14 protein-coding genes are annotated in these 16,788 nt (G+C 68.8%); 7 read left to right on the forward strand and 7 right to left on the reverse strand.

Translation table 11 applies throughout. The features are described from left to right. The first annotated feature begins 44 nt into the window (after positions 1-44). From rplK to ACFYWQ_RS05930, 7 genes are all read left to right on the forward strand, one after another. Positions 45-479 carry a 50S ribosomal protein L11 gene (gene rplK, locus ACFYWQ_RS05900; protein WP_311696792.1) on the forward strand — a complete coding sequence of 145 codons (435 nt, stop codon included), beginning with the start codon at positions 45-47 and terminating at the stop codon, positions 477-479. Positions 480-582: 103 nt separating this feature from the next. Then, a complete protein-coding gene (rplA, locus tag ACFYWQ_RS05905) occupies positions 583-1,308 on the forward strand; it encodes a 50S ribosomal protein L1 (RefSeq protein ID WP_389513232.1) in 726 nt (241 codons plus the stop codon). Between the two features lie 128 nt (positions 1,309-1,436). Beyond that, positions 1,437-2,285, forward strand: coding sequence for a hypothetical protein (locus ACFYWQ_RS05910; protein ID WP_389513234.1), 849 nt, complete (start codon positions 1,437-1,439; stop codon positions 2,283-2,285). Between the two features lie 301 nt (positions 2,286-2,586). Continuing rightward, positions 2,587-3,117, forward strand: coding sequence for a 50S ribosomal protein L10 (gene rplJ, locus ACFYWQ_RS05915; protein WP_037680489.1), 531 nt, complete (start codon positions 2,587-2,589; stop codon positions 3,115-3,117). 147 nt (positions 3,118-3,264) lie between these two features. Further along, positions 3,265-3,645, forward strand: a complete 381-nt coding sequence (gene rplL / locus ACFYWQ_RS05920) for a 50S ribosomal protein L7/L12 (protein WP_389513236.1) — start codon at positions 3,265-3,267, stop codon at positions 3,643-3,645. A 556-nt stretch (positions 3,646-4,201) separates the two neighbouring features. After that, positions 4,202-7,687, forward strand: a complete 3,486-nt coding sequence (gene rpoB / locus ACFYWQ_RS05925; RefSeq protein ID WP_385066606.1) for a DNA-directed RNA polymerase subunit beta — start codon at positions 4,202-4,204, stop codon at positions 7,685-7,687. Between the two features lie 94 nt (positions 7,688-7,781). After that, positions 7,782-11,696, forward strand: coding sequence for a DNA-directed RNA polymerase subunit beta' (locus tag ACFYWQ_RS05930; protein WP_389513238.1), 3,915 nt, complete (start codon positions 7,782-7,784; stop codon positions 11,694-11,696). Positions 11,697-11,770: 74 nt separating this feature from the next. Here ACFYWQ_RS05930 and ACFYWQ_RS05935 read toward each other — a convergent pair whose 3' ends face one another. From ACFYWQ_RS05935 to ACFYWQ_RS05965, 7 genes are all read right to left on the reverse strand, one after another. Next, the gene (locus ACFYWQ_RS05935; RefSeq protein ID WP_389513240.1) at positions 11,771-12,031 is read right to left on the reverse strand and encodes a hypothetical protein; all 261 of its coding nucleotides are present in this window, start codon (positions 12,029-12,031) and stop codon (positions 11,771-11,773) included. After that, positions 12,028-12,264, reverse strand: a complete 237-nt coding sequence (locus tag ACFYWQ_RS05940) for a hypothetical protein (RefSeq protein WP_385066614.1) — start codon at positions 12,262-12,264, stop codon at positions 12,028-12,030. The genes ACFYWQ_RS05935 and ACFYWQ_RS05940 overlap by 4 nt, the downstream gene beginning before the upstream one ends. 27 nt (positions 12,265-12,291) lie before the next feature. Beyond that, positions 12,292-13,197 carry a peptidoglycan-binding protein gene (locus ACFYWQ_RS05945; RefSeq protein WP_389514350.1) on the reverse strand — a complete coding sequence of 302 codons (906 nt, stop codon included), beginning with the start codon at positions 13,195-13,197 and terminating at the stop codon, positions 12,292-12,294. 96 nt (positions 13,198-13,293) lie between these two features. Continuing rightward, complete coding sequence (locus tag ACFYWQ_RS05950) at positions 13,294-13,812, reverse strand: hypothetical protein (protein ID WP_389513242.1); 519 nt, start codon at positions 13,810-13,812, stop codon at positions 13,294-13,296. 23 nt (positions 13,813-13,835) lie between these two features. Then, entirely contained in the window at positions 13,836-14,549 is a 714-nt protein-coding gene (locus ACFYWQ_RS05955; protein WP_389513243.1) for a hypothetical protein, read from the reverse strand. After that, entirely contained in the window at positions 14,549-15,676 is a 1,128-nt protein-coding gene (locus tag ACFYWQ_RS05960) for a hypothetical protein (RefSeq protein ID WP_389513245.1), read from the reverse strand. The genes ACFYWQ_RS05955 and ACFYWQ_RS05960 overlap by 1 nt, the downstream gene beginning before the upstream one ends. Continuing rightward, a complete protein-coding gene (locus ACFYWQ_RS05965; protein WP_389513247.1) occupies positions 15,673-16,770 on the reverse strand; it encodes a hypothetical protein in 1,098 nt (365 codons plus the stop codon). Before ACFYWQ_RS05965 ends, ACFYWQ_RS05960 begins: the two co-directional genes overlap by 4 nt. Between the last annotated feature and the right edge of the window lie 18 nt (positions 16,771-16,788).

Below are 16,788 nucleotides of genomic sequence, written 5' to 3' on the forward strand. Positions count from 1 at the left end.
CCCCGAGCGCGGGCAGGACCCGAACCGAAAGGACCCGGAGAGTAATGCCTCCCAAGAAGAAGAAGGTCACGGGGCTTATCAAGCTCCAGATCAACGCCGGTGCGGCGAACCCGGCCCCGCCGGTCGGCCCCGCGCTCGGTCAGCACGGCGTCAACATCATGGAGTTCTGCAAGGCCTACAACGCCGCGACCGAGTCGCAGCGTGGCTGGGTGATCCCGGTGGAGATCACGGTCTACGAGGACCGCTCCTTCACCTTCGTCACCAAGACCCCGCCGGCCGCGAAGATGATCCTCAAGGCCGCTGGTGTCGAGAAGGGCTCCGGCGAGCCGCACAAGACCAAGGTCGCCAAGATCACCGAGGCGCAGGTCCGCGAGATCGCCCAGACCAAGCTCCCCGACCTCAACGCCAACGACCTGGACGCCGCCGCGAAGATCATCGCCGGTACCGCGCGTTCCATGGGCGTCACGGTCGAGGGCTGACCCCCAGCCCCGTAGCACCTTCGTAGAAAACGCGGCTCCGGCCGCACGTGGCAGGGCCCGCTCGGCCCGGACCACGACTCCTCTTCAGCACACAGGAGCAGTAGTGAGCAAGCGCAGCAAGTCTCTCCGCGCTGCAGACGCCAAGGTCGACCGGGACAAGCTCTACGCCCCGCTCGAGGCCGTCCGTCTCGCCAAGGAGACCTCCACGACCAAGTTCGACGGCACCGTCGAGGTCGCCTTCCGTCTGGGTGTCGACCCGCGCAAGGCCGACCAGATGGTCCGTGGCACCGTGAACCTGCCGCACGGCACCGGCAAGACCGCCCGGGTCCTGGTCTTCGCGACCGGTGACCGTGCTGCGGCCGCGGAGGCCGCGGGCGCCGACATCGTCGGCTCCGACGAACTGATCGACGAGGTCGCCAAGGGCCGCCTGGACTTCGACGCCGTCGTCGCCACCCCGGACCTCATGGGCAAGGTCGGCCGCCTCGGCCGCGTGCTCGGTCCCCGTGGCCTGATGCCGAACCCGAAGACCGGCACCGTCACCCCGGACACGGCCAAGGCCGTGACCGAGATCAAGGGTGGCAAGATCGAGTTCCGCGTCGACAAGCACTCGAACCTGCACTTCATCATCGGCAAGGTGTCGTTCGACGACAGCAAGCTGGTGGAGAACTACGGCGCGGCGCTGGAGGAGATCCTCCGTCTGAAGCCGTCCGCCGCCAAGGGTCGCTACATCAAGAAGGCCGCGATCAGCACCACGATCGGCCCCGGCATCCCGGTCGACCCGAACCGCACCCGCAACCTCCTCACCGAGGAGGACCCGGCCGCGGTCTGAGCCGAGCGCTCACCGAAGTCGGTCACGGGCCCCGCACCTGTCCAGGTGCGGGGCCCGTTCCCGTTCCCCTGCCGGGGTGGCGCGCCCTGGGTTAGCGTGCGGACACGGCGGACGCACAGGGGGGACCGATGAAGTGGACGGCGGGCCGCGGGGGGCTCTCACTGGCGGTGGTGGCCGCACTGGCCGCCGTGACGGCCTGCACCTCCTCCCCACAGCCCCAGGAGGACGCGGACCGGACGGCGGCACCCGCCTCCCGCCCGGCCCTGCTCGCCGCCGAGCGGGCCACCGAACGCGCCGGGTCGGCCGCGGTGCGCTCCTCGGCCGTCATGGGCACCACGCTCTCCCTCGACGCCACCGGCGCCCTCGGCTGGGGCGACGGGCTCACCGGCACCCTCACCATCACGTACACGGGCGGCACGACGGCCGAGACGATGCGTGAGCTCGGCATCACCACCATGGAGGCCCGCTACCTCTCCGACGCCTACTACGCGCGGACCGGCGAGGCCTTCGCCGCCCGGACCGGCGGCAAGCACTGGATCCGGTACGCCTACGCCGACCTCCAGGGACTCGGCGCCGGCGCGAACTTCGCCGACCAGATGCGCAACATCACCCCGGACCGGTCGGTGCGGCTGCTGCTGGACTCCGACGACGTGCACACGGTCGGCGAGGAGACCGTGGACGGGCGGCCCGCCACCCACTACTCGGGCACCGTCGAGATCGCGGACGTGTCCGACAGCGCCCTCAAGGAGCAACTGGAGCAGGCCGGCGTCACCGGCGAGACCGTCGACATCTGGGTCGACGACCGGGACCTGCTGGTCAAGAAGGTCGAGAAGGGCCGCACGACGGCCGGCGAGTACCGCCAGACCGCGCACTACAGCGACTACGGCACCGAGGTCGCCGTCGAGCCCCCTGCGGCGGCCGACACCGCCGACTTCACCGTGCTCCTGGAGGAGCAGGGCGGCGGGTCCACCCCCTGAGGGGCGCCCCGGCGGGGAGCCCCGTACGGGCGGATTTGCTTGACAGCGCCCCGTTCCCGTACGCTCCTGACGAAGCCAAAGACCGCTGGTCGTTGCCGTGCTCTCGGAAGAGGACGCGGTGGCCGAAGGATCCGCTGACATGCGGGCGACCCGCGCAGGTGACTGTGGAAGTGCTCCCGGACGGACTCCGCGCCATGGATTTCGTTTGGTCGAGCTACGCCCCGTGCGCCTGCGCCGGGGCGTTTCGTCTGTCCCGGCCCCTTCCGAGCGGTCGTCATCACCCGGAAGGAGGCCGACGCTCATGGCAAGGCCCGACAAGGCTGCCGCGGTAGCCGAGCTCGCGGAGCAGTTCCGCAGCTCGAACGCCGCCGTGCTGACCGAGTACCGGGGTCTCACCGTGGCGCAGCTCAAGACGCTGCGCCGTTCGCTCGGTGAGAACGCCCAGTACGCCGTGGTGAAGAACACGCTGACCAAGATTGCGGCCAACGAGGCCGGGATCTCGACGCTCGACGACCTGTTCAACGGTCCGACGGCGGTCGCCTTCGTCACCGGTGACCCGGTGGAGTCGGCGAAGGGTCTTCGTGACTTCGCCAAGGACAACCCGAACCTCGTCATCAAGGGCGGTGTCCTTGACGGCAAGGCGCTGTCCGCCGACGAGATCAAGAAGCTCGCGGACCTCGAGTCCCGCGAGGTTCTGCTCGCCAAGCTGGCGGGCGCCTTCAAGGGCAAGCAGACTCAGGCTGCTCAGGTCTTCCAGGCGCTCCCGTCGAAGCTCGTCCGCACCGTGGACGCGCTCCGTGCCAAGCAGGCCGAGCAGGGCGGTGCCGAGTAACTCGGCTCGCGAAATGACCGCGGCCTGAGGCAGCCCGCCCCAGGAAGTGGTCGTAGCGGGCCGCACGTCTACGCAGTCGCCGTAAGGCGCACGCCCGCCAGACATGTACATCCGGCACCAGCCGAATTGATTTGGAAGGAAGCCACCATGGCTCTCACCCAGGACGAACTGCTCGCCGAGTTCGAGGGCATGACCCTCATCCAGCTCTCCGAGTTCGTGAAGGCGTTCGAGGAGAAGTTCGACGTCACCGCCGCCGCCGCGGTCGCCGTCGCCGGTCCGGCCGGTCCGGCCGCCGCCGCCGAGGCCGAGGAGGAGAAGGACGAGTTCGACGTCATCCTCACCGGTGCGGGCGACAAGAAGATCCAGGTCATCAAGGTCGTGCGTGAGCTGACCTCCCTGGGTCTGAAGGAGGCCAAGGACCTCGTGGACGGCGCTCCGAAGCCCGTTCTCGAGAAGGTCGCCAAGGACGCCGCCGAGAAGGCCGCCGAGTCCCTCAAGGGCGCCGGCGCCTCCGTCGAGGTCAAGTAACACCCCGCGGCCGGTGACGGCCGCAGCGACGGCGACAACGGCCCCCGAGGGGCTGTAACGCCCACGCACCGAAGAGCGATCATCCATCCGGGTGGTCGCTCTTCGGCGTTCCCGGAAGCGCGGCCACGGTTGCCTTGCACCCGCGCGCACGGGGGGTATGGTGATCTTCGTCGTGTCTCCGGGAACCCCCGTTCGGGCAAGGGGGCCTTGACGAACCGCACGCAGCGCGCAATTCTCAGGACGCGTCGTCACAAGGATCCGAATCCGAGGCATGGATCGACGACGAAGAGGGCAGTATCAACGTGCGTTGAGGGCAACCGGACCGAGGGCGTTGAGAGCAACGAGGGTCTTGCGAAACCCGCACTGGACATCAGTGTGCCAAGTGGCTACACTGACCCTTTGCGCTGCCTGTTAGCTGTCCCCTGCCCGTCACCAGGGGCATGCCCTCACCCCAGCATCGATGATGGAACATCCCTGACCTGGGATCTCTGTCTCCTTGGGAGGGAGAGGGGCCGGTACGCGCGTAGTGAGTCCGAGCCCTCGGAAGGACCCCCTCTTGGCCGCCTCGCGCAACGCCTCGACCGCGAATACGAACAACGCTGCCAGCACCGCCCCGCTGCGCATCTCCTTTGCAAAGATCAAGGAGCCCCTCGAGGTTCCGAACCTCCTCGCGCTGCAAACCGAGAGCTTCGACTGGCTGCTCGGCAACACCGCGTGGCAGGCTCGCGTCGAGGAGGCTCTGGAGAACGGTCAGGACGTCCCCACCAAGTCCGGCCTCGAGGAGATCTTCGAGGAGATCTCCCCGATCGAGGACTTCTCCGGGTCGATGTCGCTGACCTTCCGCGACCACCGTTTCGAGCCGCCGAAGAACAGCATCGACGAGTGCAAGGACCGTGACTTCACGTACGCGGCCCCGCTCTTCGTGACGGCCGAGTTCACCAACAACGAGACCGGCGAGATCAAGTCCCAGACGGTCTTCATGGGCGACTTCCCGCTCATGACCAACAAGGGCACCTTCGTCATCAACGGCACCGAGCGTGTCGTCGTGTCGCAGCTGGTTCGTTCGCCGGGTGTCTACTTCGACTCCTCCATCGACAAGACGTCCGACAAGGACATCTTCTCCGCCAAGATCATCCCGTCCCGGGGTGCCTGGCTGGAGATGGAGATCGACAAGCGTGACATGGTCGGCGTCCGTATCGACCGCAAGCGCAAGCAGTCGGTGACCGTCCTGCTCAAGGCGCTCGGCTGGACCACCGAGCAGATCCTCGAGGAGTTCGGCGAGTACGAGTCCATGCGCGCCACCCTGGAGAAGGACCACACCCAGGGCCAGGACGACGCGCTGCTCGACATCTACCGCAAGCTGCGTCCGGGCGAGCCCCCCACGCGTGAGGCCGCGCAGACGCTGCTCGAGAACCTCTACTTCAACCCCAAGCGCTACGACCTGGCCAAGGTCGGCCGCTACAAGGTCAACAAGAAGCTGGGTGCGGACGCCCCGCTCGACGCGGGCATCCTGACCGTCGAGGACATCATCTCGACGATCAAGTACCTGGTGAAGCTGCACGCCGGGGAGACCGAGACGGTCGGCGACAGCGGCGACGCGATCGTCGTCGAGACCGACGACATCGACCACTTCGGCAACCGTCGTCTGCGCAGCGTCGGCGAGCTCATCCAGAACCAGGTCCGTACGGGTCTGGCGCGTATGGAGCGCGTCGTGCGCGAGCGCATGACGACCCAGGACGTCGAGGCGATCACGCCGCAGACGCTGATCAACATCCGGCCGGTCGTCGCCTCCATCAAGGAGTTCTTCGGCACCAGCCAGCTGTCGCAGTTCATGGACCAGAACAACCCGCTGTCGGGTCTCACCCACAAGCGCCGCCTGTCGGCCCTCGGCCCGGGTGGTCTCTCCCGTGAGCGGGCCGGCTTCGAGGTCCGCGACGTGCACCCCTCGCACTACGGCCGTATGTGTCCGATCGAGACGCCCGAAGGCCCGAACATCGGTCTGATCGGCTCGCTCGCCTCCTACGGCCGGGTCAACGCGTTCGGTTTCGTCGAGACCCCGTACCGCAAGGTCGTCGAAGGCCAGGTCACCGACGAGGTGGACTACCTGACCGCCGACGAGGAGGACCGCTTCGTCATCGCGCAGGCCAACGCCGGCCTGAACGAGGACATGCGGTTCGCCGAGAACCGCGTCCTGGTCCGCCGCCGTGGCGGCGAGGTCGACTACGTCGCCGGTGACGACGTGGACTACATGGACGTCTCGCCGCGCCAGATGGTGTCGGTCGCGACCGCCATGATCCCGTTCCTCGAGCACGACGACGCCAACCGTGCCCTCATGGGCGCGAACATGATGCGACAGGCCGTCCCGCTCATCAAGAGCGAGTCGCCGCTCGTCGGCACCGGCATGGAGTACCGCTCCGCCGTCGACGCCGGCGACGTGGTCAAGGCCGAGAAGGCGGGTGTGGTCCAGGAGGTCTCCGCGGACTACATCACCACCGCCAACGACGACGGCACGTACATCACGTACCGCCTGGCCAAGTTCGCCCGCTCCAACCAGGGCACCTCGGTCAACCAGAAGGTCATCGTCAACGAGGGCGACCGGATCATCGAGGGCCAGGTCCTGGCCGACGGTCCGGCCACCGAGAACGGCGAGATGGCGCTGGGCAAGAACCTGCTCGTGGCGTTCATGCCGTGGGAGGGTCACAACTACGAGGACGCGATCATCCTGTCGCAGCGCCTCGTGCAGGACGACGTCCTCTCCTCGATCCACATCGAGGAGCACGAGGTCGACGCCCGTGACACCAAGCTCGGCCCCGAGGAGATCACCCGGGACATCCCGAACGTCTCCGAGGAGGTCCTCGCCGACCTCGACGAGCGCGGCATCATCCGCATCGGTGCCGAGGTCGTCGCCGGCGACATCCTGGTCGGCAAGGTCACGCCCAAGGGCGAGACCGAGCTGACCCCGGAGGAGCGCCTGCTGCGCGCCATCTTCGGTGAGAAGGCCCGTGAGGTCCGTGACACCTCGCTGAAGGTGCCGCACGGCGAGATCGGCAAGGTCATCGGCGTCCGCGTCTTCGACCGCGAGGAGGGCGACGAGCTGCCGCCGGGCGTGAACCAGCTGGTCCGCGTCTACGTCGCGCAGAAGCGCAAGATCACCGACGGTGACAAGCTCGCCGGCCGCCACGGCAACAAGGGTGTCATCTCCAAGATCCTGCCCATCGAGGACATGCCGTTCCTCGAGGACGGGACCCCGGTCGACATCATCCTCAACCCGCTCGGCGTCCCGTCCCGAATGAACCCGGGACAGGTCCTGGAGATCCACCTCGGCTGGCTCGCCAGCCGCGGCTGGGACGTCTCCGGTCTCGCCGACGACTGGGCGCAGCGCCTCCAGGTCATCGGCGCCGACCAGGTCGCCCCGGGCACCAACGTCGCCACCCCGGTGTTCGACGGCGCCCGTGAGGACGAGCTCGCGGGTCTGCTCCAGCACACCATCCCGAACCGCGACGGCGAGCGCATGGTGCAGCCGACCGGTAAGGCGAGGCTGTTCGACGGCCGCTCCGGCGAGCCGTTCCCGGACCCGATCTCCATCGGGTACATGTACATCCTCAAGCTGCACCACCTGGTCGACGACAAGCTGCACGCCCGCTCGACCGGTCCGTACTCGATGATCACCCAGCAGCCGCTGGGTGGTAAGGCTCAGTTCGGTGGCCAGCGCTTCGGCGAGATGGAGGTGTGGGCCCTCGAGGCCTACGGCGCCGCGTACGCCCTCCAGGAGCTGCTGACCATCAAGTCCGACGACGTCACCGGCCGCGTGAAGGTCTACGAGGCCATCGTCAAGGGCGAGAACATCCCCGAGCCCGGCATCCCCGAGTCCTTCAAGGTGCTCATCAAGGAGATGCAGTCCCTTTGCCTGAACGTGGAGGTGCTGTCCAGCGACGGTATGTCCATCGAGATGCGTGACACCGACGAGGACGTCTTCCGCGCTGCGGAGGAGCTCGGCATCGACCTGTCCCGGCGCGAGCCGAGCAGCGTCGAAGAGGTCTGACGGGAGTTCGGTGGGGCCTCCGCGGAGGCCCCACCGATCCCGCGACCCCCGTTTCAGACCACAGACTTACAACCCTGAGAGGGATTGACGCATAGTGCTCGACGTCAACTTCTTCGACGAGCTCCGGATCGGCCTGGCCACCGCTGACGACATCCGTCAGTGGAGCCACGGTGAGGTCAAGAAGCCCGAGACCATCAACTACCGCACCCTCAAGCCGGAAAAGGACGGACTCTTCTGCGAGAAGATCTTCGGTCCGACCCGGGACTGGGAGTGCTACTGCGGCAAGTACAAGCGCGTCCGCTTCAAGGGCATCATCTGTGAGCGCTGCGGCGTCGAGGTGACCCGCGCCAAGGTGCGCCGTGAGCGGATGGGTCACATCGAGCTGGCCGCTCCCGTCACGCACATCTGGTACTTCAAGGGCGTTCCGTCGCGGCTGGGCTACCTGCTCGACCTCGCCCCGAAGGACCTGGAGAAGGTCATCTACTTCGCGGCGTACATGATCACGTACGTCGACGAGGAGCGCCGTACGCGTGACCTGCCCTCCCTGGAGGCGCATGTCTCCGTCGAGCGGCAGCAGATCGAGAACCGCCGGGACGCCGACCTGGAGGCCCGCGCCAAGAAGCTCGAGACCGACCTGGCCGAGCTCGAGGCCGAGGGCGCCAAGGCCGATGTGCGCCGCAAGGTGCGCGAAGGCGCCGAGCGCGAGATGAAGCAGCTGCGCGACCGCGCCCAGCGCGAGATCGACCGTCTCGACGAGGTGTGGACCCGCTTCAAGAACCTCAAGGTCCAGGACCTGGAGGGCGACGAGCTGCTCTACCGCGAGCTGCGCGACCGCTTCGGCACGTACTTCGACGGCTCGATGGGTGCCGCGGCGCTCCAGAAGCGCCTGGAGTCCTTCGACCTCGACGAGGAGGCCGAGCGCCTCCGCGAGATCATCCGCACCGGCAAGGGCCAGAAGAAGACCCGTGCGCTCAAGCGCCTCAAGGTCGTCTCCGCGTTCCTCCAGACCAGCAACAGCCCCAAGGGCATGGTGCTCGACTGCGTGCCGGTCATCCCGCCGGACCTGCGTCCGATGGTGCAGCTGGACGGTGGCCGCTTCGCGACCTCCGACCTGAACGACCTGTACCGCCGTGTCATCAACCGGAACAACCGCCTGAAGCGGCTTCTCGACCTCGGCGCGCCCGAGATCATCGTGAACAACGAGAAGCGCATGCTCCAGGAGGCCGTCGACGCGCTGTTCGACAACGGCCGTCGTGGCCGTCCGGTCACCGGCCCCGGCAACCGCCCGCTGAAGTCCCTCAGCGACATGCTGAAGGGCAAGCAGGGTCGTTTCCGTCAGAACCTGCTCGGCAAGCGAGTCGACTACTCGGCGCGTTCCGTGATCGTCGTCGGCCCGCAGCTGAAGCTGCACCAGTGCGGTCTGCCCAAGGCGATGGCGCTGGAGCTCTTCAAGCCGTTCGTGATGAAGCGCCTGGTCGACCTGAACCACGCGCAGAACATCAAGAGCGCCAAGCGCATGGTCGAGCGCGGCCGCACGGTCGTGTACGACGTGCTGGAAGAGGTCATCGCGGAGCACCCGGTTCTGCTGAACCGCGCTCCCACCCTGCACCGCCTCGGCATCCAGGCCTTCGAGCCGCAGCTGGTCGAGGGCAAGGCCATCCAGATCCACCCGCTCGTCTGCACCGCGTTCAACGCGGACTTCGACGGTGACCAGATGGCCGTGCACCTGCCGCTGTCCGCGGAGGCGCAGGCCGAGGCCCGCATCCTGATGCTGTCCTCGAACAACATCCTCAAGCCCGCCGACGGCCGGCCGGTGACGATGCCGACCCAGGACATGGTCCTCGGTCTGTTCTTCCTCACCACCGACGGCGAGATGCGGGACGTCAAGGGCGAGGACCGCTCCTTCTCCTCCGTCGCCGAGGCGATCATGGCCTTCGACGCGGGCGAGCTCTCGCTCCAGTCGAAGATCGACATCCGCTTCCCGGTCGGCACCATCCCGCCGCGCGGCTGGACCCCGCCGGCGCCGGAGGAAGGCGACGAGCAGGTCGGCGAGGGCGAGTGGCAGCAGGGTGACAGCTTCCGGCTGAAGACCACGCTGGGCCGTGCGCTCTTCAACGAGCTGCTCCCCGAGGACTACCCGTTCGTCGACTACGAGGTCGGCAAGAAGCAGCTCTCCGAGATCGTCAACGACCTCGCCGAGCGCTACCCCAAGGTCATCGTGGCGGCGACGCTCGACAACCTGAAGGCGTCCGGCTTCTTCTGGGCCACCCGCTCCGGTGTGACCGTCGCCATCTCCGACGTCGTCGTCCCCGAGGCGAAGAAGGAGATCGTCCGCGGCTACGAGGCGCAGGACGAGAAGGTCCAGAAGCAGTACGAGCGCGGTCTGATCACCAAGGACGAGCGCACGCAGGAGCTCATCGCGATCTGGACCAAGGCGACCAACGAGGTCGCCGAGGCGATGAACGACAACTTCCCGAAGACCAACCCGATCTTCATGATGGTGAACTCGGGTGCACGAGGCAACATGATGCAGATGCGTCAGATCGCCGGTATGCGTGGTCTGGTGTCGAACGCGAAGAACGAGACGATCCCGCGTCCGATCAAGGCGTCGTTCCGTGAGGGTCTGTCCGTGCTGGAGTACTTCATCTCCACGCACGGTGCCCGTAAGGGTCTGGCGGACACCGCGCTGCGGACCGCCGACTCGGGTTACCTCACCCGTCGTCTGGTCGACGTCTCCCAGGACGTCATCATCCGCGAGGAGGACTGCGGCACCGAGCGCGGCCTCAAGCTGGCGATCGCCGAGCGCGGCGACGACGGTGTGCTGCGCAAGACGGGCAACGTCGAGACGTCCGTGTACGCGCGCTGCCTCGCCGAGGACATCGTGGTCGACGGCAAGGTGCTGGCCCCGGCCGGCACCGACCTCGGCGACGTGCTCATCGACGAGCTGGTCAAGCACGGCGTGGAGACGGTCAAGACCCGCTCGGTCCTGACCTGCGAGTCCGCCGTCGGCACCTGCGCCATGTGCTACGGCCGCTCGCTGGCCACCGGCAAGCTGGTCGACATCGGTGAGGCGGTCGGCATCATCGCCGCCCAGTCCATCGGTGAGCCCGGTACCCAGCTGACGATGCGTACCTTCCACACCGGTGGTGTGGCCGGTGACGACATCACCCAGGGTCTGCCGCGTGTCGTCGAGCTCTTCGAGGCCCGTACCCCGAAGGGTGTCGCCCCGATCTCCGAGGCCTCCGGCCGCGTGCGGATCGAGGAGACCGAGAAGACCAAGAAGATCGTCATCACGCCGGACGACGGCAGCGACGAGACGGCGTACCCGATCTCGAAGCGTGCCCGTCTGAAGGTCGAGGAGGGCGAGCACGTCGAGGTGGGCCAGCAGCTCACCGTGGGTACCCAGAACCCGCACGACGTGCTGCGCATCCTGGGCCAGCGTGCCGTCCAGGTCCACCTGGTCGGCGAGGTCCAGCGGGTGTACAACTCGCAGGGTGTGTCGATCCACGACAAGCACATCGAGATCATCATCCGGCAGATGCTGCGCCGTGTGACGATCATCGAGTCCGGCGACGCCGAGCTGCTGCCCGGCGAGCTGGTCGAGCGCTCGAAGTTCGAGACCGAGAACCGTCGTGTGGTGCAGGAGGGCGGTCACCCGGCCTCCGGTCGTCCGCAGCTCATGGGTATCACCAAGGCCTCGCTGGCCACGGAGTCCTGGCTGTCGGCGGCGTCCTTCCAGGAGACGACCAGGGTCCTCACGGACGCGGCGATCAACGCCAAGTCCGACTCCCTGATCGGCCTCAAGGAGAACGTCATCATCGGTAAGCTCATCCCGGCCGGTACGGGTCTGTCCCGCTACCGCAACATCCGGGTCGAGCCGACCGAGGAGGCGAAGGCCGCGATGTACTCGGCCGTCGGCTACGACGACATCGACTACTCGCCGTTCGGCACGGGCTCCGGCCAGGCCGTTCCGCTGGAGGACTACGACTACGGTCCGTACAACCAGTAAGCGGGAATGAGTCGAAGGGCGGTCCCCCCGTACGTCATGTACGGGGGGACCGCCCTTCGGTGTGCGTGCGGGTACTAGCGGCCGGTGAGCTCCCACGCGGCGATGGCCGCCGTCGCCATGGCGGCCAGGGCGCCGATGCTGGCGACCGGCCAGCGGGAGCGTTCCAGGGCGTCGAGGCGCTGCTCGTGGTCGGCCAGCTGCTTGTCGGTCTGGTCGCTGCGCTGGACCAGCAGCGCGAGCTGGCCGTCGGCCCGGGCGAAGCCGGCCTCCACGGTGCCGCGCAGCCGCTCCAGCTCCACGGCGACCGCGGCCGGGTCGGAGAGGGGTTCGTTCACACGTCGCTCTTTTCGCTGTGCGGGGTCTCCGTACGCAGCCACGACGGCAGCAGGGCCTGTACGGCCGGCAGGGCCATGACGCGGGTCACGGCACCGGCCACGGCCAGGGCTCCGGCGACCCAGGGCAGGGTCTCGGGGACGCCCACGGTGTCGACGACCGTCGGCAGCAGGACGCACAGGCCGACGGCGGTTTGCAGGACGGTGCGCAGGGCCCGCTTCGTGGCCACTGACATGGGGGGTACCTCGCTCTGGTGCGGTGATCAGGAGCTGTACGGGACCTTCAGCGCGGCCCAGGACGTCGCGCCGGGCCAGCCGTCGGCGTCGGACCCGCTGTAGCCGAGCTTGCGCTGCCACTTGGCGTAGGACGCGCGGTCGGCCTCGGTCCACTGGGGGCCGGGGCCTTCGGCGTACGCCGAGCAGCCGACCGCGACCAGGCGCTTGCCCATCGCGGTGACGATCGCCGACTTCGGCTTCTTCTTGAACCAGTCGGCGCCCGGGAAGGGCTGGTACGTCGGCTTGGCGGAGCCGGAGCCGGAGCCGGAGGTCGAGCCGGTGGCGGGGGTGGTGGTGGCCTTGGCCAGACGGGCCGCGATGCGGGAGCGCAGGTCGGACATGGCGAAGCCACGCGGGTCGATCTTGGCGCTGGTCCATTCCTTGTGGCCGATGACCGAGCGGGCGCTCCACCCGTGCGCCCGGCACAGGGCGGCCGAGGCCCGCACGATCGCCTCCAGCTGCGCCTCCGGCCACGGGTCCTTGCCGTCGCCGAGGTTGACGCACTCGAAGCCGTAGAAGTGGGTGTTGCCGTCCGTGGTGCGCTGGTTCGGGGCGGGCAGCGTCGCCTTCTCCGCGGCGACCGCGGCGAGGACGTCGGGATCGCCGGCGCCGGCGTGGTTGGCGCGGCCGTTGCCGACGAGGTGGACGGTGCCGTCCTTGGCGATCACGCCGTGGCAGAGCGGGCCGGGCAGGTCGGCGTGGCCGTTGAAGCACAGGCTCACGGTGGAGCTGGTGCCGGTGGTGACGGTGTGGTGGACGACCACACCGTTGACCGGGCCCCAACTGCCCTTGTGATTGCGGTTGTTGGTGCGCCAGCCGTCGTGTTCGACGACGGTGACGCCCTCGGCCCGCAGCGCGGACACGAGGGCGGTGGCGGAGAGGGGGTTGGCCATGGGCGGTGCCTCCCGGAGGGGTGCGGGCATGAGAAGACCCCGGCCGGTGGGGGCGGCTCGGGGTCGGGGGGGTGCGGTGAGCGGGGGCGGCGGGTGTCAGACGGTGGTGTCGGTGGCGTTGTCGGTACCTGTATCGGTACCTGTGTCGGTGTCCGTGCCTGTGTCCGTGGTCGGGTCCGTGCCCGTGGTCGGGTCGGTCTCGCCGCCGGTGTCCGAGCCGCCGTCACCGTCCCCGCTGCCGTTCCCGCTGCCGTCGTCCGGCGTCCATGCCGCGCACAGCGCCACGTACGCCGCCGTGTGGGCCTGGAAGTCGGCCAGTGCCGCGGCGACCGCCCGCTGGACGGCCGTCTGGTCGGGGACGACGGGGTCCGTGCCGACGGGCATGACGGTGACGCGGCCGAAGCCGCGCAGGACGGCGCCCTCCTCTCCGGTCTCGCTGAACTGTGCGGAGACGTTGACGGGGGAGTAGGTGCCGGTGATCGAGTCGGGCGCGATGATGTCGCTGAGGCTGGTGTCGGTGACGTTGACGTAGACCGTGTGGCCCGCCTCGACGAGGGTGGCGCGGCCGGCGAAGTCGATCGCGAGGCCCCAGGGCTGGCTGGTGTCGATGTCCATGGGTGCGGTCCCTTCCTCGGGTGTCAGCTCTGGCGGCCGTACATGAGCACGGGGTTGGCGTAGACGGTTCCGGCCGTGGCGAGTGCCTGGATCTCGACCTTGAGCAGGGTGCCCCAGACCGAGGGGAAGTCGTCGCTGATCAGGCCCATGTAGTCGAAGTTGGAGCCGGCGGTGACGGCGGTGCCCCACGGGTTGCCGTTGACGAGGACCTGCACGGAGCCGGCGCCGCCGGAGCTGGCCTTCGTGTGGACCAGGAGCCGCATCTTCGGCTGCCAGACGACGTTGTACGACATCGCGATGGTCGTGTAGGCGGTCGCCGTGGTCTGCGGCCAGCGGGTGACCGTGCTGTCCTGCGGGGGCAGCATGGGCAGCCAGGGCCGGGCGAGGCCGCCGTTGTTGACGTCGTCGGCGAAGACCTCCCGGCCGCCGTTGTCGAAGATCCGCAGGGGCTGGAGCGAGGTGCTCAAGCCGTCACCGTTGTAGAGGCTCGCCACGAGGGATCCGGTCTGGCGCCGGATCGCCATGCCGTACTCGTCGCCGCCCCACGCCCCGACCCTGAAGACGGCGGGGCCGTTGCCCGGCGGCCGTACGACCAGGGAGCCGCCGTCGGTGATCTCGACCGCGTCACCGGCGATCCTGTTGAGCGCCGGCCGGTTGTTGACGGCCGTCGAGAGCTGTTGGATCCGGCGTTCCATCTGGGTCAGCCGGTCGATGATGTCTTCGGGGAGCTGGGGCATCAGACGGCCTCCTCCAGGTAGAGCTCGGCGGTGTCGGGGCGGCCCCGCTGGGCCGGGCTGACCTTGACGCCGATGATCCGGTAGCGGGCGTCGAGGCCTTCGGTCCACCACTCGTCGGTGATCCGGATCCGGACCGTGCGGCCCAGCAGCGCCGGCGGCACCAGGTCGTCCAGCCGGACGGTGATCTCGGGGATCACCACCGCGCCGGTGCCCGCGGCCAGTTCGGCTCCGGCCAGGGCGTTCAGGGTGGCCTGGTCGGTGATGTCGTTGTGGTCGGAGGACAGGTCGATGCGCGGGTATCCGGCCTTCTCGATCAGGTCCGTGGCGACCGCCACCTCGGAGGTCAGCGGCCGGGATTCCGCGGCCTGGTTGGTGTTGACGGAGGCGCCGCGGGTGCGGGCGGTGGTGCCGCCGCGGGTGGCGTCGCGGGGGAAGGAGTACGACAGGATCGTGCCCGGCCGGTCCATCACCAGGTCGCTGCTGCCGATCTCGATCCGGGGGCTGCCCAGACGCAGCCGGCGCACCCGCGCCCCGGTGGCCGGGTCGCGGTAGACGGCGATGTGGTGTTCGAAGCCGTTCTCCAGGGCGGCGAGCGCGTCGATCGCCTCCAGGTAGACGGTCTCGTCGCCGTCCCGGTAGGTGGCCGTCCGCTTCACCGTGGAGTGCTCGGTGCCGTAGGTGACGCCGATCCCGCCACCGGGCAGAGAGGTCTGGAGGTCGGTCCACAGGCCCCGGACGATGTCCAGCTGGTACTGGTCGGTGAAATCCAGCGTGGTGGCGGGGGCGGTCGTCCGGATGCGGCGGCGCCCCGCGTACGACTCGAAGGTGGCCGCCTGGATGCCGAGGGTGAGGACGCCCCGGTCGTCGCTCTGGAGGGTGGACGTCCAGATGATGCCGCCCCACCACAGGTCGTCGCCGCGCTGGAGGTACACCGAGGTGCGGCCCTCCTCGATGCGGCGGACCCGGGCGGCCATCTCCGCGTCGGGCACGGGGATCGTGCCCGACAGTGAGCCGGCCTTGCCGATGTAGTCGTCGACGGTGACGTCGCGCAGCGGCAGGATGTCGATGGTGCGGTCGGTGAGCAGGTCGCAGAAGATCGCCCGGTAGGGCGTGTTGATCGTCGTCATGAGGCGGCCTCGTAGGTGGCGGTGCCGAGGATGTAGTTCCCGCTCGCCCAGGTCCACGGCGAGAGAGAGTCCACGGCACCGGTGTTGGCCAGCGCTGTGGTGCTGGGCCGCGCCGTAGAGATCACCAGTTCGAATGTGGTCGTGGTGCCGAGCTGCACGCGCGAGACGACCCGGCTGGCGTTGTCCACGCCGAGCTCCGCGAAACCGATGACCGACTGGACCGCCGCGGCCGGCACCGGCAGCGAGAACCGCCAGTTGTCGGACGTGGCGGGGCTCGTGCCGAAATTGGTGGTGCTGCCGAAGGTGATCGCGTAGTTGAGGTGCACGGTCCTGCCGGACTTCACGTACCGGCAGTTCACGGTGGCGTTGCCGAAGGCCGGCTTGGCGAGCCCGCTGCTGGTCGTCCACTCCGGCGTCCAGCTCTGCCAGGTCGGCAGGACCGGGTAGTCGGCCCAGGCGGTGCCGTTCCAGCGCTGGAGCTGGCCGTTGAGGTCCCGGTACTGGCCGGGGTAGGCGCCGTTGGTGGTGTCGGTGGTGACGGGCAGGATGCCGCCGGCCGAGACCGTGGCCGTGCGGCGCCCGGTGAGTGCCGTGGTCCAGGGGATGCCGCCGGTGCCCGCGCTGGTGCCCGCGGGGACCAGCACCTCGTACAGCGGGAGGGAGAGGCCGGGCGCGGTGGGGACCGTCGGCAGGGCGGCGGCCGTGCCCTCGACGATCTCGACGGCGGCCTCGTAGCGGCCTTCGCCGTCGTGGTCGTGGTCGTAGATCCGCAGGACGACCAGGTCGATCCGGCCGTACTGCGGGTTGCCGTCGCTGAAGGTGAGGGGCAGGTACTCGGTCAGGGCGACCGGGTAGGCGCCCCGGGCGTCGGTGCTCTGCACGACGGCCCGGCCGGGGCTGACCGTCGCGCTCATGGCGCCGGTGGTGCCGGTCAGCGTGAAGCCGGAGATGCGGTACTGGCCGTCGGAGGAGCCCGGCAGGATGCCGGAGCGGGTGGCGACGGGGGAGGTCGGGGTGAGGGCACCGAGCGAGACGAGCCGGGTGTCCTCTCGGGACTGGCCGTCGGGGGACAGCCATCCGGAGCGTACGGGCATGTCGACTCCTTTCCGGGA

It is taken from the genome of Streptomyces sp. NPDC003247, from assembly GCF_042888135.1.
Taxonomy (GTDB): Bacteria; Actinomycetota; Actinomycetes; order Streptomycetales; family Streptomycetaceae; genus Streptomyces.